The organism is Lysinibacillus sp. GW247-5R2A (assembly GCF_059424475.1).
Genome location: NZ_JBWKZL010000006.1, coordinates 43,506 through 68,705, shown reverse-complemented (window position 1 = coordinate 68,705; position 25,200 = coordinate 43,506). Strand labels below are relative to the sequence as shown.

The window sequence follows — 25,200 nt, the reverse complement described above, 5'->3', positions numbered from 1 at the left end:
ATAAGATGAGCAGTATGCGGACGCATTGCTGCTCTCTTTTTATAGTGAAAGCATGTCCAATCTATAAGTGGAATTTAATCTTGATAATTACAGTACCAAAGGTCACAATAAAACTATTACATATATTTCTAAAAAGGAGTCAGTAGGATGGAAAATATTGTTGTTCGTAATCATGTGAAAGTAATTGGACAAGGAGATCAACCGATTATTTTTGGACATGGTTTTGGCTGTGATCAAAACATGTGGCGTTTTATTACGCCTGCATTTATGGACAAATATAAAATTATATTATTCGATTATGTCGGATCTGGAAGCTCAGATAAAAATGCCTATACATCAGAGAAATATCAAAATTTGCAAGGCTACGTGCAAGATTTATTGGATGTTATTGAATCTTTAAAATTACAGGAAAGTATTTTTGTAGGACATTCTATTAGTTCTATGATTGGATTACTTGCATCCATTAAACGACCTGAATACTTTAAAAAATTGATTATGATTGGACCTTCTCCGTGTTATTTAAATGATGGTGAATATATGGGTGGATTTGAGCGTAGTGATATTGCGGAATTATTAGATATGATGGAGATGAACTTTGCTGGTTGGGCAAGCTATATGGCTCCTATCGCAATGAGCAATCCTGAAAATCCAGCATTAACGGATGAGCTCCAACAAACATTTAAATCTGCAGACCCTGTCATTGCGAGAGAATTTGCCGAGGTAACATTTTTATCGGATTATCGAAATGAATTATCAAAGGTAACAGTCCCAGTTTTAATTATTCAATGCTCTGAGGACAGTATTGTGCCTATAAGTGTAGGAGATTATTTACATAAACATATTAAAAGCAGTACTTTTAGCTTAATGGAAGCGAAAGGACATTACCCTCACATTAGTCACCCAAATGAAACCATCCAGTGTATTACGGGTTTTTTGTAGGGAAGAATAATGAAAGGATTATTGTAAATGGAACAACGACTTAATGATGCGCCATGTGGTTTTCTTTCCATCACTCACGAAGGAGTAATTGCAGAGGTCAATCACACCTTATTAAATTGGATAGGCTTTGAGCAGGTGGAGTTGCTGCAACAACATTTAGAGATACTTCTATCTGCTGCTAATAAATTAATTTTTCACTCGTACTTTTATCCGATAATAAATTTAGAACAGCAAGTCGAGGAATTGTTTATTCATCTCAAACATAAGGAAGGGATGGCTATACCATTTCTAATGAATGCTAAATTGTACACGGAAGATACGGTAGAGCGAATAGATTGTATTTTAGTCAAAATGCAAAAGCGTATTGATTATGAACAAGAGTTACGTTCAGCTAAAAAGCTACTAGAGGCAGCCTACCAAGAAAAAGAACAGGCATTAGCCAATTTGGAGCAAATTCATGTAGAAATTGAACAACAACAGGCAAAATTATTAGCCGTGAATGCCACTTTAATTGAATTGTCGGAGACAGACAAACTAACAGGTTTAAAAAATAGAAGATTCTTTCAAGATAAACTTGAACAACAGCTCAATAGTTATTATGCATCAGCTAAGCCTTTCTCACTATGTATTCTTGATATTGACCATTTTAAAAAAGTTAATGATACGTTTGGACATCAAGTAGGTGACGATGTTCTTGCACAATTGGCACAGCTATTAACACAACGAGCGCGTAAAGAAGATACCGTTGCTCGTTATGGTGGTGAGGAATTTGTCATGATTTTACCGGAAACTGAGATTGCCGCAGCAAAAGAGGTAGGGGAGCAAATTAGAAAAACAGTTGCATTAGATCATTGGCCAGCTGGTCAGGTGACGATAAGTATTGGAATGGCAACCGTCACATCAGAAGATACTGGTACGACATTGCTAAAAAATGCGGATGATGCCTTGTATGCATCGAAAAAAAATGGCCGTAACCAAGTGACTCACTTTTTTGATATGAAGTAAATATGTGTTATGGCTCCGCTAATAATTTTTCAATGGAAGGTAAATCGGCAGGTGCAAAAGAAAGCTTAAGCAATTGCTGACGAGGAACCCATTTTGCTTCAGCGTGTTCCAATATTTGTGGCGTACCTTTAACAATAGTGGCTAGATAAGTTTCTAGGTGAACAAAAAATTGTTCGTATTCATAAAGAGTTTCGGTCACTAGATCACCAACTTGAATGACGCAATTGAATTCCTCAAGAATTTCTCGATAAAGTGCTTGCTGGGGAGTTTCGCCGGGTTCAATTTTACCACCAGGGAATTCCCAATAATTAGCGAGTACCATATGGGCATTTCTTAAAGCACAGAAAATTTCTTGTTGATCATTTTCAATAATGGCACCAACTACATGTATTGTTTTTTTCATCTGGCTCACCTTTTTTCTCGATACTGTAAAATTATTACGAAGTATGTATCATTATAGCATGATGGAGTTGTTAGACACTGCATTAAAATTACACGTGTCCTAGAAAAAACAGTTTTCTCACATAGCTATGAAATTTAGTATTTACTAAGGTATAATAATGGTCAATATATAGGAAAAAGGCGGTAAGAGGTAGCAATGAAGAGAATCGAATCTACGCAAAATGCGCTAGTGAAATATTGGAAAAAATTAGCGACGACAAGAAAAGAACGGGAACGATCAGGTGAATTCATAGTCGAAGGCTTTCACCTTGTAGAAGAAGCATTAAAAAATAAAGAGCAAGTCCTGCAAATTATTGTACGTGAAGGTGTAGATTTACCGATGCTATGGCCAATTGATGGAATTGCTATTGTAGAGGTGACGTCAGTAGTAGCGAAGGAATTTGCGGAAACGGAAACTTCACAAGGTGTTTTTGCTATTTGTAAACAGCCTGCATTAGAGGAGGAAGTAAAGGCATCTTGGCGTAAAGTGTTATTGATCGATGCTGTTCAAGACCCGGGCAATATTGGGACGATGATTCGTACAGCCGATGCAGCTGGGTTAGATGCCGTTATTTTAGGGAAGGGCTGTGCCGATGTCTACAACCCTAAAACGTTACGAGCTGCACAAGGCTCACATTTCCACATCCCTGTAGTACGTGAAGAGTTAACGGAATGTGTAGACTTTTTACAGGATCAAGGAGTTCCAGTATTTGGTACGGCATTGGATGAAGACGCCGTGCCATATAGCGACATTCAGCATACTGGTGCATTTGCGATTATTATGGGGAATGAAGGTAGTGGTATTCAGCCACAGCTTTTAGCAATGACAGACCAAAATATAATTATTCCAATTTTTGGTCAGGCTGAATCACTTAATGTAGCTGTGGCAACTGGTATAGTTTTATATGGCTTTGTGAAATAATCGACAGAATCATGCGGGTTTCCGCTAGTTGCCCCTTGATTTGCAACTGATCGTTATTGTATAATCAATTCTAAAATGTAAGTTTAAATATGAAATGCTATGACCGGGAAGTAGTAAAAATTGTGAATGGACGACAGGGAGCGTGTGGCCGGAGATTGAGAGCCAACGCCGTACCGATGCAATTTTGAATTCAGCCCGCGAGCAGCTACCGGGACCAGCTTGATGCTGTAAAGGTAAGCCGGCTTGATCAAGTCGTTATGTGAATGAAGTGATTGTAAGGATATTGGCCTTGCAATAACTAGGGTGGTACCGCGAATATGTCCTCGTCCCTTTTTTAGGGGCGAGTTTTTTTATGCCTAAAAACAGGCGTTAATTTTCTAAGGAGGTTTTATCATGGAAGAGCAATTAAAACAATTAGAGCAAGAAGCACTTGCTAAAATTGAAGCTGCAGCAAGTCTAAAAGAATTAAATGAAGTACGTGTTGCATATTTAGGGAAAAAAGGACCTATTACTGATTTATTAAAAGGAATGGGTAAATTATCAGCTGAAGAGCGACCAAAAATGGGTGCTTTAGTGAATAATGTTCGTGAAAACGTAACAGCAGTATTAGAGTCAAAAGCTGCTGTTCTTGAAGAAGCGGCTATTGCTGAAAAATTAGCAAGTGAGTCGATTGATGTTACATTACCTGGACGTGCAATAAAAGTAGGGAATCGCCATCCATTGACACGTGTCGTTGAAGAAATTGAAGATTTATTTATTGGCATGGGCTATGAAATTGCAGAGGGTCCTGAAGTAGAGAAGGACTACTATAACTTTGAAGCATTAAATTTACCAAAGGGTCATCCTGCTCGTGATATGCAAGATTCGTTCTATATTTCCGAGGAAATATTATTACGTACTCATACTTCGCCTGTACAGGCTCGTACTATGGAAGCTAAAAAAGGTGAATCTATTCGTATCATATGTCCAGGGAAAGTATTCCGTCGTGATAATGATGATGCCACGCACTCACATCAATTTATGCAAATTGAAGGTTTAGTAATTGGCGAAAATATTCGTATGAGTGATCTAAAAGGAACTTTAGATACTTTAGCAAAAAAAATGTTTGGTGCTGAACGTGAAATTCGACTTCGTCCGAGCTTCTTCCCATTCACAGAACCATCTGTTGAAATGGATATCTCATGCTTTAAATGCGGTGGTGCAGGATGTAACGTATGTAAGAGCACTGGCTGGATTGAAATACTAGGCGCAGGTATGGTTCATCCAAACGTCTTAGAAATGGCTGGCTATGATCCGAAGAAAGTTTCTGGTTTCGCATTTGGTATTGGTGCAGAGCGTATTGCCATGTTGAAATATGGTGTCGACGATATTCGACATTTCTATACGAGTGACACTCGTTTCTTATCACAATTCGAGCGAACAGAGGCGTAAGGGGGATAAAACATGTTAGTTTCATTAGAATGGTTAAAAGATTATGTCAATACACAGGACTTAGCACCTGAGCTATTAGCAGAAAAAATTACACGTTCAGGAATTGAAGTAGACGCAGTCATTGATCGTGCAAATCCAATGGAAAAAGTTGTAGTCGGATATGTAGTATCAAAGGAAAAACATCCAGAAGCCGATAAATTAAATATTTGTCAAGTGGATGTTGGTGAAGAAGAGCCTCAACAAATTATTTGTGGTGCTCCCAATGTAGATGCTGGTCAAAAAGTAATTGTGGCTCGTCCAGGTGCCCATTTGCCAGGCGGTATTAAAATTAAAAAAGCTAAACTTCGTGGACATGAATCGAATGGTATGATTTGTTCATTACAAGAGCTAGGTATTGAAGGTAAGCTTGTACCTAAAGCGTACTCTGAGGGCATTTACGTGCTTCCAGAAGATGCGCAAGTAGGAACGGACGCACTGGCTATTCTAGGCTTACGAGATACAGTGCTAGAGCTTGGTTTAACACCAAATCGATCAGATGCACTTTCAATGCTAGGTGTAGCATATGAGGTGGGTGCTATCCTGTCAGAGGAAGTAAAGTATCCAGATATCTCTTATCAGGCCGCCAGCGAAAAAGCAGAGGATTTACTAAAGCTTCGTGTGGAAGATATGCAAGCAAACCCAATGTACGTCGCAAAAGTTGTGAAAAACGTCAAAATTGGGGAGTCACCGATGTGGCTTCAAAATCGTTTGATGGCAGCAGGTGTACGCCCGCATAATAACGTAGTGGACGTAACGAATTATGTGTTAATGGAATATGGTCAACCACTTCATGCCTTTGACTATGATAGCCTAGCAACAGGTGAAATCGTTGTTCGTAAAGCAGCCGAGGGTGAGAAAATCACAACTTTGGATGACCAAGAACGTACATTAAAAGCGTCAGATTTAGTTATTACGAATGGCAAAGAGCCAGTTGCTATTGCTGGTGTAATGGGCGGTGCTAATTCTGAGGTAACAGATTCTACAACGACTGTTGTCATTGAATCGGCTTATTTTGACGGCTTAACAGTGCGTCAAACATCTCGTCACCTTGGCCTTCGATCTGATGCGTCTGCACGCTTTGAAAAAGGGGTAGACCCGAATCGTGTTTTACCTGCAGCTGAACGTGCTGCTACATTACTTGCTGCATTAGCTGGTGGTGAAGTATTGGAAGGTACATGTGTGGTCGACGATTTAGATAAAACTCCAGCGCGTGTTGTCGTATCACCAGATTTTATTAACGAACGTTTAGGTATGAAAATCGCATTAGAGGATATGCTTTCTATTTTAGAGCGCTTAAAATTCGGAGTAGAAGCTGCAAATGGTTTATTAATTATTGATGCACCAACACGTCGTCAGGATATTAAAATCGAAGAGGATATCGTAGAGGAAATTGCTCGTCTTTATGGCTACGACGAGATTCCAACGACATTACCAGAGGGTGCTACACAAGTAGGTAGTTTAACCGCTTATCAAGCTAATCGTCGTGTTGTTCGTAATTATATGGAGGGTGCTGGCTTGTATCAAGCTGTGACGTATTCATTAACATCTGATGCGCTGTCACAACGATTTGCATTGAAAGCTGAACCAGTCACTCGTTTACTAATGCCTATGAGTGAAGAACGCTCTACATTACGACAAAGCCTAGTTCCACACTTAATTGAAGCAGCAGCCTATAATGTTGCCCGCCAAGCAGACAGTGTAGCTCTATATGAAATTGGCTCAGTATTCCTTGGTCAATCGGAGGAAGGGCAACCTTTCGAAGAAGAGCATCTTGCAGCCGTCCTTACAGGGAAATGGCTAGATCACGCATGGCAAGGCGAGAAAAAAGCTGTAGATTTCTTCGTCTTAAAAGGTGTAATAGAAGGTGTTATTGGCAAGCTTGGCCTAGGAAATCGCATTTCATTTGAAAAAGCACAAATTGATGGGTTACACCCAGGCCGTACAGCTCGTATAGTATTGGATGGCGAGCAAGTTGGTATTATTGGTGGACTACACCCTGCAGAGGAAAAGGCATGGGGTGTAAAAGATACGTATGTTATGGAAATGAATCTTGTTGCTCTATTAAATGCAACTGATCAAGAAGCGCCACTTTCCTACAAACCAGTACCTCGTTTCCCTGCAATGTCTCGTGATATCGCACTTATTATGGACCGTACAACAACTGCAGGCGAAGTCGTTAAAGCTATTAATGTAGCTGGTGTGAAATTATTGAAGGATATCCGCGTATTTGACGTTTACGAGGGTGAGAAAATGGAGCAAGGGAAAAAATCCGTAGCATTCTCGCTCACATACTTCGACCCAGAACGCACGTTAACAGACGAAGAAGTAGTAGCTGCCCACAATAAAGTGCTAAAAGCAATTGCTACAATCGATGGTACAGAAGTACGCTAAAATTATAAAAAAGACTGTCGTACTAGATAGTCTCAGACTTAGTCAAAAGTCATCGAGAAGTTTACTCTCGATGGCTTTTGTCATTTTTCTTACACCGTCATACGGATAATGACTTTCTCATGGAAAATAACTACAATTACTTTATGTGGGTAAAGAAAAAGACTGTCATTTAGACAATCTTTTTTCGTTTGGAGCTTCATGTTTTTTAAATCATCTTTCTCGCTTTTTCTGTATTAGCAAAATGCCATTTTGTAATGGAGCGTAGAAATTCTTCGCCTTGTTTACGCCAAATACGTGCAGCTTGCACATCTACCTTGTTAGACGCCCCTTTCATTAACTCTAAACCGGCTATTTCACTGAGTCGATCCATTTCCTTTAAAAACGCAGCACGAGCTAAAATGGATGCTGTAGCCACGGCTACATGTAATTGCTCGGCTTTAGTAGAAAAGTACACGCTTTCCTGTACAATTTCTCGTTCATTTTTTAAGTAATTGTAATAAACGCCTCGTTCTGCAAACTGATCAATTAAAATACACTCAGGTTTTTCTGGAGCCATTTTTGTCAGTGTGTTTTGCAGTGCCTTGTTATGCATCATGGCTTTCATTTTCCCTTGGGAGTAGCCCTTTGCCTGTAAGCTGTTATATTTTTCATTGCGTAAGACAAGCACACTATGAACGCAAGCTGCGCGTAAATCAGGAGCAATTTTCCGCATATAATCATCCGATAACATTTTTGAATCTTTGACACCAAGCTCATTGATCAGTTCAATTTTGGAGGCAGGTACATACACGGCAGCTACTGTGATAGGACCAAAATAATCACCAGTGCCTGTTTCATCTGAGCCTAATACGGACATCGCTGCAAATTGGTCGGGTAGTGTATCACCCTTTGCTCCAATACTAGATAATTTCGAGTTCGATGTTTTTTCAATGGTCCCCCAGCGGGCAGCTTCACGTTCAGCTCCACCACCCTGAAACATTAATTTTCCTGATTTATACATGGTTATGGAGGTATCTGGTAGTTTTGCGGCGAAGATTACACCAGCAGCCTTGCGTTCAATATAATTGGATGCATAGTATGCCATCACCTCTTTTTGAATATTTGTTGAAATGGAAAGTACAATATTTGACATTTAATCGATCCTTTCTGTCCTCATTGTTCACAATTTTATACCTTTCATGGTATGATAATAAATAGCTTTTTTGTGTGATGGTGCTAGCAAGCCAAAAAAATCTTGCATGTATCGAATTTATAGGGGGGTGCGACTATGGAAAAACAAGAAAAGAATAAAATTTCTGTGGAAATATATGGTCATACATATAAAATGGTCGGCTTGGAATCCATTGGCCATATGCGACTTGTCGCTTCGATTGTTGATGACCGTATGCGCGAGATGAACGTACATAATCCCTCACTTGATAGCACAAAACTTGCTGTTCTGACAGCAGTAAATACAGTACATGATTATTTACTATTAAAAGAGCGGCTGGAGCAGCTGGAAGAAGAATTGAAAAAATTAAAGGGTTGAAGAGAATGTTAGATTTAATCATATTAGTGGTACTGTTAGCTGGAATTGGTGTCGGTGCAAAACGTGGTTTCATTGTACAAATGATGCACATTGTCAGCTTTATAGTAGCCCTAATTGTTGCGTATATTTATTATAAGCCATTAGCACAAAAATTTGTATTTTGGGTTCCGTATCCAGGAGTTACTGAGACAGGTAGTCTTGGTGTCGTGATAGACAGTCTAGATTTAGACCGCACATTCTATCGTGTAATTGCTTTTGCGGTAATTTTCTTTGCCGTAAAAATAACATTACAAATTGTGGCATCGATTTTTGATTTTATTGCTTATTTACCTGTACTGAACACAGTAAATCGTTGGCTTGGAGCGCTATTCGGCATGATTGAAAACTATTTAATTATGTTTATTTTGCTATATGTATGCGCACTACTACCGATTGATAGCATACAAAATTTAATGTCGAAGTCATTGTTAAGTGGTCTTATTTTGGAGCATACACCGGTTATTACAAAGATGTTCCAAAACTGGTGGTATATTTATATGCAATAGTCAACTATGCACTTCTCTCTGTTTGGAGAGAAGTGTTTTTACGATAGGAGGAATTATTGGTGAATAAAAAAACCATTATTCGCACGCTCGAAAAAATTGCTCTGTATATGGAATTACAAGGTGAAAATCCATTCAAGGTATCCGCCTTTCGAAAAGCAGCTACGGCACTTGAAGGAGACGAGCGTTCATTAAGTGAAATGGATGATGTGACAAAACTAAAAGGAATTGGCAAGGGCACGGCTGCTGTTATTGAGGATTTGATGGTAACAGGTGAGTCAAGTTTGCTAAAGGAACTAGAAGAGATTGTCCCTAAAGGGTTATTGCCATTGTTAAAGTTGCCAGGCTTGGGTGGAAAAAAGATAGCCAAGCTTCACCAAGAGCTAGGCATCGACTCAGCAGAAAGCTTAAAGGCGGCTTGTGAAGCGGGCAAAGTTCGTGAATTAGCTGGCTTTGCTGCCAAAACAGAGGAGAAAATTTTAAAGGAACTTGCCAATTTAGCTAATCGCTCTGAGCGTCTACCCATTTGGCAGCTAGAGCCTGTGGTTTTACAAATAGAGGCCCTTCTAGATAGTATGGAGGAAGTGGAACGTTTTTCTGTAGCTGGAAGTTTCCGTCGTGCAGTGGAAATTAGTAAAGATATTGATTTTATTGTTGTAACGGAAGCGGTTGAGGCAGTCCGTGAACAATTATTAAATACATTAGCCATCCAAGAAGTCGTTGCAGCAGGAGATACAAAAATTTCGGTGATCTTGGACTTAGATGAGCCAGTAAGCGTTGATTTTCGCTTAGTGAAGGATACGGAATATGCGACTGCTTTGCATCATTTTACAGGTTCAAAGGACCATAATGTACGCATGCGCCAGCTTGCAAAAGCCCGAGGTGAAAAAATTAGTGAATATGGTGTGGAGCAGGAAGATGGATCTGTTCTAACATTTCACGATGAAGCGGCATTTTTTGCTCATTTTGATTTACCTTGGATTCCACCAAGCTTGCGTACAGGGACAGTAGAATTTGACAAAACGGAGGATATCCAAAAATTGGTTCGACTAGAAGATATTAAGGCCGATTTGCATATGCATACGACGTGGTCAGATGGTGCATACTCTGTTGCAGAAATGGGCAAGGCATTACTAGCGCGTGGCTATCAATATAGCGTTATTACGGACCACTCCCAATTTCTAAAAGTCGCAAATGGTTTAACACCAGAGCGTTTAGAAAAACAGCGAGTGGAAATTGAGGCATTTAATGTAGCTCACCCAGAATTTCATTTATTTTCAGGGACAGAAATGGATATATTACCGGATGGTAGCTTAGATTTTGATGATCAAGTTTTGCGCGAATTAGATTTTGTAATTGCTTCTATACATTCAAGTTTTACACAAACGCAGGAAAAAATTATGGCACGCCTACTGACAGCTATGCAAAATCCTTATGTCCATATGATTGCCCATCCTACAGGGCGAATTATTGAAGATCGTGATGGCTATAATCCTGATATGCAACAGTTAATTGCCTGGGCGAAGGAATATGGTAAAATTTTAGAGTTAAATGCTAATCCATATCGTCTTGATTTATGTGTGGAACATTTAGAGATGGCTTTAGCAGCAGGTGTGCCCATCGCGATTAATACGGATGCGCATGATATCGCCCATCTACGTTTTATGGATATTGGAGTTCGCTATGCCAATAGAGCATGGATACCAAAAGATTTGATTGTGAATACATGGACGCGTGAACAATTTGAGGCGTTCATACGACGAAATAAATAGGTTGAGGAGGTGTTCTCAGTGATTGCAGAACGCGCATTGAAAACACTAGAATACGATAAAGTACGGCAACAAGTGGCTACTCATTGTACTTCTTCAATTGGGAAATCAGCCATCGAGGAGCTTGTACCACAGACTGACTTTGATAAAGTAGTACAACTATTAGAAGAAATGGACGAAGGTTTATCCATTTTACGTGTAAAAGGTAATGTACCGATGGGTGGAATATTTGATGTTCGACCATCTGCAAGACGTGCCCAAATAGGAGGCATGTTAGCGGCAATAGAGCTGATGGAAATTTCTAGTACAATTCGAGCTAGTAGAATTCTTCGCAATTTTATTGAGGATTTGGAAGCCGATGAAGTGATTGAAATTCCCCATTTTATCGCCAAAAAGGAAACAATGCCTGTATTAACGGGATTACAGCATGAAATTAATAACTGTATTGATGATAACGGGGCAGTTTTAGATTCGGCTAGTACAACTTTACGAACTATTCGCCAATCCTTACGCTCAGAGGAAGCAAAGGTACGCTCTAAATTGGAGAGCTTAATCCGTGGCAGTAATGCATCGAAAATGCTTTCTGATACACTTGTTACAATTCGGAATGATCGCTTTGTTATTCCCGTTAAGCAGGAATATCGTCATCATTATGGTGGAATCGTTCATGACCAATCTTCTTCTGGACAAACCTTATTCATTGAGCCAGATTCTATTGTCCAAGCGAATAATGAAATTCATCGTTTGAAAATGAAAGAACAGGCCGAGGTTGAACGAATTTTACTAACATTAAGCGCAATGGTGCAAGATGTAGCACCAGATTTATTTAACTTAGTAAAGGTATTAGGGGATATCGATGTCATTTTAGCTAAAGGCAAGTATGGACAAGCCAATAAGTGTACAATGCCTAAAATGAATCAGGATGGCTATATCCGACTTGTTCGTGCACGCCACCCTCTATTACCAATAGATACAGCTGTGCCAAACGATATTGAGTTTGGGAAAGACATTACGGCAATAGTCATTACGGGTCCAAATACAGGTGGTAAAACGGTAACATTAAAAACAGTGGGCTTGTGTACATTAATGGCTCAAGCTGGGTTACCAGTACCAGCATTGGATGGATCTCAGCTTGCTGTGTTTAAACAATTGTTTGCTGATATTGGTGATGAGCAATCTATAGAGCAATCGCTTTCAACATTCTCATCTCATATGGTCAATATTGTCGACATCTTACAAAAATTTGATGATGAGTCACTTGTTCTTTTTGATGAGTTAGGAGCAGGTACAGACCCACAAGAAGGGGCAGCTTTAGCCATTTCTATTTTAGACGAGGTGCATGGTCGTGGTGCACGTGTGATGGCAACGACTCACTACCCTGAGCTTAAAGCATACGGTTATAATCGACCTGGTGTTGCCAATGCTAGTGTAGAATTTGATATAGAAACATTGAGTCCTACCTATCGTCTACTAATTGGTGTTCCTGGACGTTCGAATGCATTTGAAATCTCCAGTCGCTTAGGGCTCCCTGAAACCATTATTGAGCGTGCTAAAGGTTTTACAGGAACAGATCGACATGAGGTTGAATCGATGATTGCTTCATTAGAGGAAACACGTCGTCAATCGGAAGATGATGCAGAGCGTTCCCATGCATTATTGTTAGAGTCAGAGAGCTTACGTAAAGAGCTGCAAGATAAATTACAAGCCTATGATGAGCGTAAAGAGGCACTTGATAAGAAAGCTAAAGAAAAAGCTCGTAAAATTGTAGAAGAAGCGAAACATGAAGCGGAAGGCATTATTGCTGAGCTAAGAGAAATGCGAAAAAATGCCAACCAAGTTGTTAAAGAGCATGAACTAATTGAAGCGCGTAAGCGTTTGGAAGAAGCAACACCGCTTGAAGATAATAAAGTACTAAAAAAAGCTGCACAAGTAAAAGCCCGAGCGCAAAACTTAGTTGTCGGAGACGAGGTAAAGGTGTTAAGCTATGGTCAAAGAGGTACTTTGTTAGAAAAAGTTTCGAATACTGAATGGGTTGTCCAAATGGGGATTTTAAAAATGAAAATCTCTGATAGTGATTTGGAATATATTAAGCCTGAAAAAGAGCCTATTGTACGGACAGCTGGTGTGAAAAATCGAAATGGCCATGTGAAATTAGAATTGGATTTGCGTGGAGAGCGCTATGAAGATGCAATTTTAAGGACAGAAAAGTATATTGATGATGCTTTACTTGCGAATTATGGTCGGGTATCTATTATCCATGGTGTTGGTACTGGGGCTTTACGCCAAGGTATTCAAAGCTATTTGAAAAACAATAAGCGTGTGAAATCCTTCCGTTTTGGTGAAGCCGGCGAAGGGGGCTTAGGCGTCACAGTTGTTGAATTGAAATAAGCTATAAAGGGGACGGAGAAAAATGCTGAATTCTGGCTTTTGGCGATATCCAATTATCGAAACGGCAGGATACTTTAGTGTTGTTGTGTTATGTTTAGTCGTGTCGATGGCATTGTTCGAAGTCGTGACGAAGTATAAAAATTGGGAAGAAATTAAAAAAGGTAATGTTGCTGTGGCTCTTGCAACAGGCGGAAAAATACTAGGAATTTGTAATATTTTTCGTTTTTCTATTGCTCGTCATAGTACATTAAGTGAAATGATTGGCTGGGGTCTTTTTGGTTTTACGTTGTTAATTGTGGCCTATTTCTTATTTGAATTTATGACACCTCGTTTTAATGTTGATCAAGAGATTGCCAATGATAATCGCTCAGTTGGTTTCATTTCCTTTACCATTTCAGTAGGTCTATCGTTTGTAATTGGGGCAAGTATTGCATAGGAGTGTCATGACATGGAAAAATTAGCAAAGGTACTAATCATTGTCTGTATCGCATTTTTGGCAGTGGGCGTCTATTATATGATGACTATTTAAGCACATTAACGCATCCTTTTAAAAGGATGCGTTTTTTATTGAGCTTATAGCAAGTGGCTTCAACTAAATCTATTAAAGCCCTGATAGGAAAAATTGTTTTTTAAATATAGGAATATATAGGTTTTTTCTAATCTGAAAAATGGGAGAATGAATGAGTATTCATCGTATCTACCCATACAAATCCTATTTAGAATTAGTCATAATAATGTTGTTAAATGCATAATAATTAATCGAAAATGCGTTTATTTTCTATTTTCTGTTTGAAAGTGCATTTCTTTTTCATTATAATAAAATTAAGAATTGACAAAGTTTGGGACAAAGGGGAGAGGACGTATGACAGCAAAACCATGGCTAGCAAATTATCCTGAAGAAGTACCATCGTCTTTAACGTTTGAGGAAATTCCAGTGCAAGAGTTTTTGACACGCGCCTATAAGAAGAATCCATCAAAAGTAGCGATTCATTTTATGGGGAAGGATTTGACGTACACCGAACTATATGAGTCTGCTTTAAGGTTCGCAAACTATTTACAATCATTAGGTGTGGAAAAGGGAGACCGAGTGGCCATTATGTTGCCTAACTCGCCTCAAAGTGTAATCGCTTACTACGGCGCCATGTATGCAGGTGCTGTTGTCGTACAAACAAATCCACTTTATACTGAACGTGAGCTTCAATATCAAATGGCAGATTCGGGTGCAAAAGTTATTCTTGTGATGGATATTTTGTACCCAAGAGTGATGAAAATTATAAAAGAAACCGCCCTAGAAAATGTCATTGTGACAGCCATCAAAGATTATTTACCATTCCCAAAAAATTTAGTCTATCCATTTATTCAAAAAAAGCAATATGGCTTTAGTGTCAAGGTTGAACATAGTGGACAAAACCATTTGTTTTCAGAAATAATGCGTTCTGCACCAATCAAGGTAATGGATCATATTCCTTTTGATTTTGAAGAAGACCTAGCATTACTACAATACACAGGTGGAACAACCGGATTCCCAAAAGGAGTCATGCTAACCCATAAAAATTTAATCGCCAATACGACAATGTGTGATGCATGGATGTATAAATGTGTGCACGGTGATGAGGTCATTATGGGTATCCTACCATTCTTCCACGTCTATGGTATGACAACTGTTATGCTTTTATCAGTCTTCACCCAAAATAAAATGGTGCTGTTACCGAAATTTGATGCTGAAACTGCATTAAAGACAATCGATAAGCAAAAGCCAACACTTTTCCCTGGTGCGCCAACCCTATACATCGGCTTATTAAATCACCCAGACATTGCTAATTACGATTTATCATCTATTAAGGCCTGCCTAAGTGGCTCTGCTTCATTGCCAATTGAAGTGCAAGAGAAGTTTGAAGAGGTAACAGGTGGAAAATTAGTAGAGGGTTATGGATTAACTGAAACATCACCAGTGACACATGCTACTCCAATTTGGGGCAAGCGGGTGATTGGCTCAATAGGATTACCTTGGCCAAATACAGAAGCGATTATTTTGCGGACAGGGGATACGGAAGAATTGCCAGTTGGTGAAGTTGGTGAAATTGCAGTTAAAGGACCACAAGTGATGAAGGGCTATTGGAATCGCCCAGAGGATACTGCCGCTACATTTACAGATGACTGGTTTTTAACAGGAGATCTTGGCTATATGGATGAGCAAGGCTATTTCTATGTAGTGGATCGTAAAAAAGATATGATTATTGCAGGGGGCTTTAATATATACCCTCGTGAGGTTGAAGAAGTGTTATACGAGCGTGAGGAAATCCAAGAATGTGTTGTAGCAGGTATACCTGATCCTTATCGAGGAGAAACGGTAAAAGCTTATATTGTTTTAAAAGAAGGATATTCCATTACAGAAGACGAATTAAATAAATATTGCCGTCAGCATCTAGCGGCATTTAAAGTTCCACGGTATTATGAATTTAAAGATGAGCTGCCAAAAACAGCCGTTGGGAAAATTTTGCGCCGTACATTAGTGGAAGAAGAAAAAACAAAAATGGCGAATAAAGAAGCGAAATAAATACGTGGTAAAGTATTGACAAGCAATGATGTAAAATATAATATGAAAATATGAATGAATGACCATTCATATTTTCATATTTTTTTAGGTTCTCACGTCATACTTGATTATGGTGACGTGCGCATGTTTTTTAGGTGGTGATATAAAAGTGAAACGAGATAAGCCAAAATATAAACAAATTATTGATGCAGCTGTCATCGTTATTGCGGAAAATGGGTATCACCAAGCGCAAGTATCGAAAATCGCCAAACAGGCTGGGGTGGCCGATGGAACAATCTATTTATATTTTAAAAATAAAGAAGATATATTAATTTCTGTCTTTAATGAAAAAATGGCTGTTTTTGTAGAGTCATTACAAGATATAATAGAAAATGGGAATACGTCTAAAGACAAACTTTCCCGAATGATTGAAAATCATTTTAATGTTCTAGCGACAGATCGATACCTAGCAACCGTCACACAATTAGAGCTTCGCCAATCAAATAAAGACTTACGACTAAAAATTAATTCAGTATTACGTGAGTATTTACATTTACTTGATCAAATTTTAATCGAAGGTATGCTTTCAGGTGAGTTCAATCAAACGATGGATGTACGCTTGGCACGTCAAATGGTTTTTGGAACAATCGATGAAACTATTACGTCGTGGGTTATGAATGACTATCGATATGATTTGATGGAGCAGGTTCCGAAGGTTCAGGCATTAATCCTGAACGCCATTAAAGGTTAAAAGGATGTGGAGAAATGGAATTTCTAAGTTGGAAAGTGGAAGATGGGGTAGCAAATATTACAATTGCACGTCCACCAGCAAATGCATTATCTCGCGGTATCATTGCAGAAGTAAATTCTGTGCTAGATGCTGTAGAACATGATGATGCTGTAAGAGTCCTTGTACTTCATGGTGAAGGCCGTTTCTTCTCTGCAGGTGCAGATATTAAAGAATTTACTGGGGTAGAATCTGGAGAAGAGTTTACGAAGCTAGCTAGAAATGGACAGCAAGTATTTGAGCGTGTGGAATCATTCCCTAAGCCGATTATCGCAGCTATTCATGGTGCAGCATTAGGCGGTGGGCTTGAGCTAGCAATGAGCTGTCATATGCGCTTTGTGACGGAATCAGCGAAACTAGGTTTACCTGAGTTACAATTAGGCCTTATTCCTGGCTTCGGCGGTACGCAACGACTACCACGTTATGTTGGTGTAGCAAAGGCTGCTGAAATGATGTTTACGAGCGAACCGATTTCCGGTACAGAAGCTGTGCAATGGGGCTTAGCAAACCGTGCATTCTCAGAAGAGACTCTGTTAGAGGAAACATTAAATATTGCAAAGAATATTGCCAAGAAGAGCCCAATTGCTTTGAAGGCAGCTATTCAAACCTTGCAATATGCAAAGCATGCTTCATTTTATGATGGTATTGAAGCGGAAGCGAAATCCTTTGGCACAGTATTCGTTACAGAAGATGCAAAAGAAGGAATTCAAGCATTCATTGAAAAGCGTGAGCCTATGTTTACTGGCAAATAAATTTCCCATATGTCGATAGCAACGAGCAAGTATGTTATCGATGTTATTGAAACTAAATATATATAATATTTATAAGTTTACTTAGAATTATAAAACGTTCCAGGAGGTATGGATATATGAATATTTTTGCATTAATTAAACGTACGTTTGATACAGAAGAAAAAATCGTTGTGTCGGGTGGTAAAATCCAAGAGGACGGCGCAGAATTCATTATTAACCCTTACGATGAATATGCCATCGAAGAAGCAATCCAAGTGCGTGACGCTGCTGGCGGTAAAGTGACGGTAGTAACAATTGGCGGCGAGGATGCCGAGAAGCAATTACGAACAGCTCTAGCAATGGGCGCTGATGAAGCAGTGCTTATCAATACGGAAGATGATTTAGATGAATTAGATCAAAATGCTGCTGCTTATCTATTAGCAGAATACTTAAAAGATAAAGATGCTGATTTAATTTTAACAGGAAATGTTGCGATTGATGGTGGTTCTGGTCAAGTAGGTCCACGTGTTGCAGATTTACTAGATATTAATTATGTAACAACGATTACAAAGCTTGAAATTGATGGAACTTCTGCAAAAATTGTTCGTGATATAGAAGGAGATTCAGAAGTAATTGAAACTTCTTTACCGCTATTAGTAACAGCTCAACAAGGTTTAAATGAGCCACGTTATCCATCTCTACCAGGTATTATGAAAGCGAAGAAGAAACCGCTTGCAGAGCTTGAATTAGATGATTTAGATATCGATGAAGATGATGTAGAAGTGAAGATTGAAACGGTTGATATCTTCCTACCAGCTCAAAAAGCAGCAGGCCGTGTTCTTGAAGGCGACCTTTCTGTACAAGTAAAAGAACTGGTAAACCTACTTCACACAGAAGCAAAAGTAGTTTAAAAAATCGAATCTTAAAGGGTAACGGAGGGAATATGCTATGTCAAAAAAAGTATTAGTATTAAGTGAAGTTCGTGAAGGAAGCTTACGTAATGTTTCTTTCGAAGCAATTGCAGCTGCAAAACAAATCGCTGATGGTGGCGAGGTTGTAGGGGTACTTTTAGGGGATGCTGTAGCAAATTTAACAGGTCCATTATTTGAATACGGTGCTGATCGTGTTGTAACGGTGGAACACCCACATTTAAAACAATATACATCTGATGGCTATAGTCAAGCGCTACTAGCTGTTATTGAGCAAGAAAAGCCAGCTGGCATTGTCTTTGGCCATACGGCAAATGGGAAAGATTTATCGCCAAAAATTGCAAGTAAATTACAAGCTGGTTTAGTATCTGATGTTACTACAATTGAAGGCGCAGGCGATGATGTTGTATTCATCCGACCAATCTACTCTGGTAAAGCTTTTGAAAAGGTGAAAGTAAAAGACGGAATTGTATTAGCATCTATTCGTCCAAATAACATTGCACCTGTAGAAAAAGTTGATGGTAAAACAGGAGATGTTTCGGCAGTTACTGTAGAAATTACAAACCTTCGCACAATTATTAAAGAGGTTGTTCGTAAATCTTCAGAGGGTGTTGATTTATCAGAGGCAAAAGTAGTAGTTGCTGGTGGTCGTGGTGTAAAATCTGAAGAAGGATTTGAGCCACTAAAAGAGCTTGCAGATTTACTAGGTGGTGCAGTTGGAGCATCTCGTGGTGCATGTGATGCTGAGTATTGTGACTATTCACTGCAAATTGGTCAAACTGGTAAGGTTGTAACGCCTGATCTTTATATTGCTGCTGGTATTTCAGGGGCTATTCAGCATTTAGCAGGAATGTCAAACTCTAAAGTCATTGTTGCTATCAATAAAGATCCTGAAGCAAATATTTTCAAAGTAGCCGATTATGGAATCGTTGGAGATTTATTTGAAGTAGTTCCGCTTTTAATTGAAGAATTTAAGGCTTTAAAAGTGAATGCATAAAGGTTATTGCAGGAAGGGATGATCCTTCCTGCTTTTTTCACTTTCTAAGCAAGCAACTGCTATTTGAAAATTATCGCAAAATAAAATATTGACATAATTAACAGTTACGATTATAGTGTTGAATAATCATTAAATTAACAATCATAATTTTTTTAAACGCAAAGATTAGGAGTAGTAAAAGCTCATTATTCGGTAAAGAGAGCTGCGGGTTGGTGCAACGCAGACCAATAAGACTTTGAACTTGCCTAGGAGTGGTAAGATAAATGGAATTGTCGGATTATTCTATTTGTTTGACGATTAACCTTCGTTACAAGGTTTTAAGTTGGGTTCATAATGAACCAATTAGAGTGGTACCGCGGTTTGCTTATGGCATATCGTCTCTTCTTTCATTTGATGATGAAGGAACAGACGGTATGCCTTTTTTGATTTTTAGGAGGTAGGAAAGTGGAAAAGAACAATCAGCAACAATTAAAACGAACAATGACCTCGCGTCATATTACGATGATGGCATTAGGTGGTGCTATTGGCGCAGGATTATTTAAGGGAAGTAGTGCAGCCATCGATATGGCAGGTCCATCAGTGCTCATAGCCTATTTATTAGGGGGCATTATTTTACTATTTGTTATGCAAGGTCTTGCAGAAATGGCAGTCCGCAATAAAGAGGCAAGAACGTTTAGAGATTTAGTTGAATCCGTTTTAGGTAAATATCCAGCTTATTTTTTAGACTGGATTTATTGGAAGATGTGGGTATTAAATATTGCTGCCGAATCTGTAGTGGCCGCTATTTTTATTCAATATTGGCTGCCTGAATATCCAATTTGGATATTGGCGTTATCTGTCTCGGTGCTAGTGACAGCTATTAATCTGTTATCTGTGAAGATTTTTGCTGAAACGGAATATTGGCTAGCATTGATTAAAATTACCGTTATTATTGTATTTATTATTGCAGGACTCATTTTATTGCTTGTCTCATTTGGTCATCATAGTGCTGTAGGTTTCTCTAACTTAACTTCGCACGGTGGTTTTTTCCCAAATGGATCAATGGGGTTAATTGCAGCTATGCTTGTGGTGATCTATTCCTATGGTGGAACTGAAATCATAGGGATTACATTAGCTGAAACAAAGAATCCTGAAAAGGTAGTCCCAAAAGCTGTGCGCAGTACATTAATCCGTATTGTTACTTTTTATTTACTGCCATTCTTTATTATCGTTAGTTTGATTCCTTGGAATGAAGTGAATGGAGTACCAGAAAGTCCGTTTGTCATGGTATTTAAAATGATCGGAATTCCTGGCGCGGATCATATTATGAATGCTGTCGTTTTACTTGCCATTATTTCTTCGATGAATTCGGGCCTTTATGGTTCATCCCGTGTACTTTATACGCAAGCGGTTGACGGTCGTGTCCCTAAAATATTTGCACAATTATCCAAAAGAAATGTTCCCGTATATGCGATTTTGATGTGTACTTTAGCATTGTATGTAGGTGTCATCTTTTCGTTATATGCTGGAAGCAAGACATTTGATTTTCTAATGGGGTCACTTGGATATACTGTATTATTTATTTGGTTAATAATTGCAATAGCCCATTTAAAATCAAGAAAAAAACAGTCAGCCAACCCAAGTGTGTATGAAGTGAAATGGTACCCTTATACTACTTGGATAGCGATTATTGCGTTGAGTACAATCTTAATTGGTATTATTTTTACCACTTCAATAATCGTGACGGGTATTACATTAGCCATCTACATTTTCATTACGTTAACTTATTTATGGAAAGGCCGTCATCTATAGATTTAATCGGTAACTTTTAATTTTTCGACATGGATTTTCATAAAAAATACATTACAGGCAGATTGTTCGCTCAAGTGAATTTATCCATGCTATACTACAATCATAGTAAGTTTAAGGAGGATTTCAAATGGCAATTGTACATGCAACAGATGCTACGTTCCAAAGCGATATTAAAGAAGGGTTAGTATTAGTGGACTTTTGGGCTGCTTGGTGCGGACCTTGTAAAATGATTGGGCCAGTTCTTGAAGAAATGGACGCTGCAGGTAGTGCGGCTAAAATTGTAAAAGTTGACGTAGATAATAACCAAGGTACTGCTGCTGAGTATCAAATCATGTCAATCCCATCATTATTATTATTTAAAGATGGAGAATTAGTTGACAAAACTGTAGGCTTCCAACCGAAAGAAGCTTTAGAAGCATTTATCGCAAAACATGCGTAATGAATGAAGTTCACAAAAGCCGGACCATCAATTGATGTGTTCGGCTTTTTTTCGTTATATAATAAAGAAAGATAAAAATGATTCATTGAGGGGAATCTTACGTAGGGGGGCAGGTAGGTAATGAACGATTTAATTAAGCGTAAACTGGATATTCTACCAGACCAGCCTGGCTGCTATTTGATGAAAGATCGACAGGGGACAATTATATATGTCGGTAAAGCGAAGGTACTGAAAAATCGTGTTCGTTCTTATTTTACAGGAACACATGAAGGTAAAACGCAAAGACTTGTAAGCGAAATAGAAGATTTTGAGTATATCGTGACATCATCAAATATTGAAGCACTCATTTTAGAGCTGAATCTCATCAAACTGCATGATCCAAAATACAATGTCATGTTAACAGATGATAAGACGTATCCATATTTAAAAATTACGAATGAAAAACATCCTCGTCTAATTACGACACGTAAAGTAAAAAAGGATAAGGCTAAATATTTTGGACCGTATCCCAATGCCTATGCGGCAAGCGAAACAAAGAAGCTGTTGGACCGTTTATATCCACTACGAAAATGTGTGCAGCTACCTTCAAAAGTTTGTTTGTATTATCATATGGGTCAATGTATAGCACCTTGTGTGAAAGAAATTGATAGTCATGTTTATCAGGAAATGATTGAGGATATGACGAAGTTTCTTAACGGCGGCGTGGAGGCAGTCAAAAAGGAGCTTGAAGTAAAAATGCTTGCGGCTGCCGAAAGCTTAGAGTTTGAACGAGCTAAGGAGTTTCGTGATCAAATCGCCCATATTGATACAGTTATGCAGAAGCAAAAAATAGTATCAAGTGACACTACTAACCGTGATGTCTTTGGCTATGCTGTGGAAAAAGGATGGATGTGTGTCCAGGTTTTCTTCGTTCGGCAAGGTAAACTGATCGAGCGAGATGTTTCTATTTTCCCGATCTATCAAGACGCAGAGGAAGAGTTCCTAACATTTGTGGGACGGTTTTATGAAAAACCAGAGCATATTAAGCCAAAAGAAGTTTTTATTCCGCAAGCAATTGATGGTGCCATTTTAACGGAATTGTTAGGTATCAAAGTTCTTACGCCAAAAAGAGGTCAAAAAAAGGAGTTGGTAGATTTAGCGACGAAAAATGCTGAAATTGCAGTGTCCGCTAAATTCCAGCTTATCGAACGGCAGGAAGAACGTACTATTGGTGCATGCGAGGCACTTGGTGATGCGATGGGTATAACGACACCATTACGAATTGAAGCTTTTGATAATAGTCATATGCATGGAACAGACGCCGTATCTGCAATGGTTGTTTTCGTTGACGGCAAACCCGCCAAAAAGGAATATCGCAAATATAAAACCCGTACAGCAGCCAAGCATGATGATTATGGCGCTATGCAAGAGGTAATTCGTCGACGCTATATCCGTGTTTTGAAGGAAGGACTTCCATTACCGGATTTAGTGCTAATTGATGGTGGTAAAGGTCAAATGGAAGTTGCGCGTGAAGTATTAGAGGATGAATTAGGACTAGTTATACCTATTGCTGGTTTGGCAAAGGATGACAAGCATAATACATCTCAGCTATTGTTTGGTGATCCACCTGAGGTCATTGCTTTAAAACGCACAAGTGACGGTTTTTATTTACTACAACGAATACAAGATGAAGTCCATCGTTTTGCGATTACCTTCTTGCGTCAACAGCATGAAAAGCATGCTATCCAATCTGTGCTGGATCAAATTGAAGGTGTCGGTCCAAAACGAAAACAGCAATTACTGAAACACTTTGGTTCCGTGAAGAAAATACGGGAGGCTAGTGAGCTTGCTTTACAGGAAGCTGGGATGCCAGCTAATTTAGCAAATCAGATTTATGCCTATTTTCAGCAGGAGTCATTGTCAAAGGAATAGACATATGCTAAGGTTGTAAATAACATTGTGATCCAATGTTAACAGCCCACTTGTTAGATGAGGGCGGAAAAATTTAATATAATCACTTTTAAGGTGATGATAGAGGTGCAAGATTCAAAAGTAGCGCAAAAGAGGATGAACAAATCCTAAGACATTGCGTGAAAGGGGAGCTTGCCGAAGTACAGCATTGTTGTTTCCGCTGTTGTACTGGTTTTGCATTTAAAAAATGTAAGACTGCCGATTCTAAACGTTTCGGAGAGCTATCACACATGCGCAAGTTTTATATTGTACATGTTATAGGCAGCTTTCACGTTTTGTGAAGGCTGCCTTTTTAGTTTTCTAGAGGCAGTTTTACACCTTATTTTAGGTGAATTACATGACTGGGAAGGGAAGCAAAAGAAATGTCTAGAATAGTGATGAAATTTGGAGGGGCTGCTTTAGCATCGCCCGAACAAATTCAAGAGGCTGCACGAAAAGCAATTGCTGAAAGAGATAGAGGATTCGATGTGGTAGTAGTAGTTGGTGCGATGAGACAAACGATACAGGATGTGAAAATGAGCGTACTTCATTTCACGGATGATGTGTCAAAACGTGAATTAGATGCAGCTGTATCTTCATGCTCTCAGTTATCCAGCTCCGTGTTTGCCATTGCAATACAAGAAGCTGGCTATAATGCGGTGTCACTAACAGGCTGGCAGGCTGGCATTTACACGGATCATATGCATAGTCATGCAAGGATCAATCATATCGATGTTAGCCGTATCGATGAGCATTTGCTGCAAGGACAAATCGTCGTTATTGCTGGAGATCAAGGCATTGACAATGACCGAAATATAACAACGCTTGGGAAAGGTGGAGCGGAAACGACAGCCGTTGCACTTGCTGTTGCATTAGATGCTGAGCGGACAGATATTTACACGAATGTTGATGGTGTGTATACAGCAGATCCACGCTTTGTTGTAAAGGCACAAAAACTACAGGAAATTTCCTATGATGAAATGTTAGAGATAGCACATTTAGGATCACACATCATTCATCCACGTGCAGTGGAGTTAGCTAAAAAGTTTCAAATGCCAGTGATCATACGCTCTAGTTTAGTGGAGTCAGTAGGTACTTTATTGAAGGAGGAAGTAGAGATGGAGAAAAATTTAGTCGTGCGTGGTGTTGCCTTTGAATCAGATGTTATTCGTTTAACAATTGGGTATGATGCTTATTCACATGCTTCATTAGCGGATATATTTTCAACTCTTGCTGAAAATCGCATCAACGTGGATATCATTGTTCAAGCAATCATTGATGGATTAAAACCAACTGTGTCATTTTCGATTTTGAAAGAAGAATTTGCAGAAGCTTTACGTGTTTTAGAGGATAGTAAAGTATCACTTGGCTTTAGCTTTGCTGATTTCGAAATTGGATTAGCGAAAGTTTCGATAGTTGGCTCCGGTATGGTCTCGAATCCAGGTGTCGCTGCTCGCATGTTCGATTGTTTACGTCGTGAAAATATCCCAGTGAAGATGGTGAGCACCTCAGAAATTAAAGTGTCTGTTGTAGTACCGCAGGATGAAATGATTCGTGCAGCAAATGCACTGCATGATGAATTTAATTTAGAGCAGGCTCTTTACATATAATAATAGAAGAAACAGCATTTTCTGTAATTGTCCGAAATAAAAGGAAGGATTGTCAT

21 protein-coding genes, 1 riboswitch and 1 other annotated feature are annotated in these 25,200 nt (G+C 38.9%); of the genes, 19 read left to right on the top strand and 2 right to left on the bottom strand.

Going from position 1 to position 25,200, the window contains the following annotated elements; translation table 11 throughout:
* Positions 1-147: 147 nt before the first annotated feature.
* On the top strand, positions 148-939 hold the full coding sequence (locus AC07YC_RS10855) for an alpha/beta fold hydrolase (protein ID WP_494919348.1): 792 nt from the start codon (positions 148-150) through the stop codon (positions 937-939).
* 27 nt (positions 940-966) lie between these two features.
* A complete protein-coding gene (locus AC07YC_RS10850) occupies positions 967-1,944 on the top strand; it encodes a sensor domain-containing diguanylate cyclase (RefSeq protein WP_494919347.1) in 978 nt (325 codons plus the stop codon).
* Between the two features lie 7 nt (positions 1,945-1,951).
* On the opposite strand, the gene AC07YC_RS10845 is transcribed toward AC07YC_RS10850, so the two are convergent.
* Complete coding sequence (locus AC07YC_RS10845) at positions 1,952-2,347, bottom strand: (deoxy)nucleoside triphosphate pyrophosphohydrolase (protein WP_494919346.1); 396 nt, start codon at positions 2,345-2,347, stop codon at positions 1,952-1,954.
* A 195-nt stretch (positions 2,348-2,542) separates the two neighbouring features.
* On the opposite strand from AC07YC_RS10845, the gene AC07YC_RS10840 reads away from it, so the two are divergent.
* The 3 genes from AC07YC_RS10840 to pheT all read left to right on the top strand — a co-directional run bounded on the left by AC07YC_RS10840 (position 2,543) and on the right by pheT (position 7,168).
* Positions 2,543-3,307, top strand: a complete 765-nt coding sequence (locus AC07YC_RS10840) for a TrmH family RNA methyltransferase (protein WP_036119455.1) — start codon at positions 2,543-2,545, stop codon at positions 3,305-3,307.
* 393 nt (positions 3,308-3,700) lie between these two features.
* Positions 3,701-4,738, top strand: a complete 1,038-nt coding sequence (gene pheS / locus AC07YC_RS10835) for a phenylalanine--tRNA ligase subunit alpha (RefSeq protein ID WP_336635441.1) — start codon at positions 3,701-3,703, stop codon at positions 4,736-4,738.
* 12 nt (positions 4,739-4,750) lie between these two features.
* Positions 4,751-7,168 carry a phenylalanine--tRNA ligase subunit beta gene (gene pheT / locus AC07YC_RS10830; protein ID WP_494919345.1) on the top strand — a complete coding sequence of 806 codons (2,418 nt, stop codon included), beginning with the start codon at positions 4,751-4,753 and terminating at the stop codon, positions 7,166-7,168.
* 205 nt (positions 7,169-7,373) lie between these two features.
* Here the strand turns inward: pheT and rnhC are convergent, their stop codons facing one another.
* Positions 7,374-8,300 (bottom strand): ribonuclease HIII, encoded by a 927-nt coding sequence (gene rnhC, locus AC07YC_RS10825; RefSeq protein ID WP_494919344.1) that lies wholly within the window; start codon positions 8,298-8,300, stop codon positions 7,374-7,376.
* A gap of 135 nt (positions 8,301-8,435) precedes the next feature.
* On the opposite strand from rnhC, the gene zapA reads away from it, so the two are divergent.
* From zapA to AC07YC_RS10755, 14 genes are all read left to right on the top strand, one after another.
* A complete protein-coding gene (gene zapA / locus AC07YC_RS10820; RefSeq protein ID WP_336635444.1) occupies positions 8,436-8,696 on the top strand; it encodes a cell division protein ZapA in 261 nt (86 codons plus the stop codon).
* Between the two features lie 5 nt (positions 8,697-8,701).
* Positions 8,702-9,241, top strand: coding sequence for a CvpA family protein (locus tag AC07YC_RS10815; protein WP_025114525.1), 540 nt, complete (start codon positions 8,702-8,704; stop codon positions 9,239-9,241).
* A gap of 59 nt (positions 9,242-9,300) precedes the next feature.
* Positions 9,301-11,010 carry a DNA polymerase/3'-5' exonuclease PolX gene (gene polX, locus AC07YC_RS10810; protein WP_494919343.1) on the top strand — a complete coding sequence of 570 codons (1,710 nt, stop codon included), beginning with the start codon at positions 9,301-9,303 and terminating at the stop codon, positions 11,008-11,010.
* 18 nt (positions 11,011-11,028) lie between these two features.
* Positions 11,029-13,395 carry an endonuclease MutS2 gene (locus AC07YC_RS10805; protein WP_494919342.1) on the top strand — a complete coding sequence of 789 codons (2,367 nt, stop codon included), beginning with the start codon at positions 11,029-11,031 and terminating at the stop codon, positions 13,393-13,395.
* A 22-nt stretch (positions 13,396-13,417) separates the two neighbouring features.
* Positions 13,418-13,831 (top strand): DUF350 domain-containing protein, encoded by a 414-nt coding sequence (locus AC07YC_RS10800; RefSeq protein ID WP_008179180.1) that lies wholly within the window; start codon positions 13,418-13,420, stop codon positions 13,829-13,831.
* 426 nt (positions 13,832-14,257) lie between these two features.
* Positions 14,258-15,952: a long-chain-fatty-acid--CoA ligase gene (locus AC07YC_RS10795; RefSeq protein WP_336635447.1), complete on the top strand. Its 1,695-nt coding sequence runs from the start codon at positions 14,258-14,260 to the stop codon at positions 15,950-15,952.
* Between the two features lie 148 nt (positions 15,953-16,100).
* The gene (fadR, locus tag AC07YC_RS10790) at positions 16,101-16,682 is read left to right on the top strand and encodes a fatty acid metabolism transcriptional regulator FadR (protein WP_025114529.1); all 582 of its coding nucleotides are present in this window, start codon (positions 16,101-16,103) and stop codon (positions 16,680-16,682) included.
* A 14-nt stretch (positions 16,683-16,696) separates the two neighbouring features.
* Positions 16,697-17,470, top strand: coding sequence for an enoyl-CoA hydratase (locus AC07YC_RS10785; RefSeq protein ID WP_336635449.1), 774 nt, complete (start codon positions 16,697-16,699; stop codon positions 17,468-17,470).
* A 116-nt stretch (positions 17,471-17,586) separates the two neighbouring features.
* Positions 17,587-18,360, top strand: coding sequence for an electron transfer flavoprotein subunit beta/FixA family protein (locus tag AC07YC_RS10780; protein WP_025114531.1), 774 nt, complete (start codon positions 17,587-17,589; stop codon positions 18,358-18,360).
* Between the two features lie 37 nt (positions 18,361-18,397).
* On the top strand, positions 18,398-19,375 hold the full coding sequence (locus AC07YC_RS10775; RefSeq protein ID WP_336635450.1) for an electron transfer flavoprotein subunit alpha/FixB family protein: 978 nt from the start codon (positions 18,398-18,400) through the stop codon (positions 19,373-19,375).
* Between the two features lie 152 nt (positions 19,376-19,527).
* Positions 19,528-19,760: a binding site (T-box leader), on the top strand.
* A gap of 95 nt (positions 19,761-19,855) precedes the next feature.
* A complete protein-coding gene (locus AC07YC_RS10770) occupies positions 19,856-21,166 on the top strand; it encodes an amino acid permease (protein WP_336635513.1) in 1,311 nt (436 codons plus the stop codon).
* Between the two features lie 127 nt (positions 21,167-21,293).
* Positions 21,294-21,605 carry a thioredoxin gene (gene trxA / locus AC07YC_RS10765; RefSeq protein ID WP_008179170.1) on the top strand — a complete coding sequence of 104 codons (312 nt, stop codon included), beginning with the start codon at positions 21,294-21,296 and terminating at the stop codon, positions 21,603-21,605.
* Between the two features lie 120 nt (positions 21,606-21,725).
* On the top strand, positions 21,726-23,516 hold the full coding sequence (gene uvrC / locus AC07YC_RS10760; RefSeq protein ID WP_336635451.1) for an excinuclease ABC subunit UvrC: 1,791 nt from the start codon (positions 21,726-21,728) through the stop codon (positions 23,514-23,516).
* Positions 23,517-23,608: 92 nt separating this feature from the next.
* Positions 23,609-23,787, top strand: a riboswitch (Lysine riboswitch).
* A gap of 130 nt (positions 23,788-23,917) precedes the next feature.
* Positions 23,918-25,144 carry an aspartate kinase gene (locus tag AC07YC_RS10755; RefSeq protein ID WP_336635452.1) on the top strand — a complete coding sequence of 409 codons (1,227 nt, stop codon included), beginning with the start codon at positions 23,918-23,920 and terminating at the stop codon, positions 25,142-25,144.
* Positions 25,145-25,200: the final 56 nt, after the last annotated feature.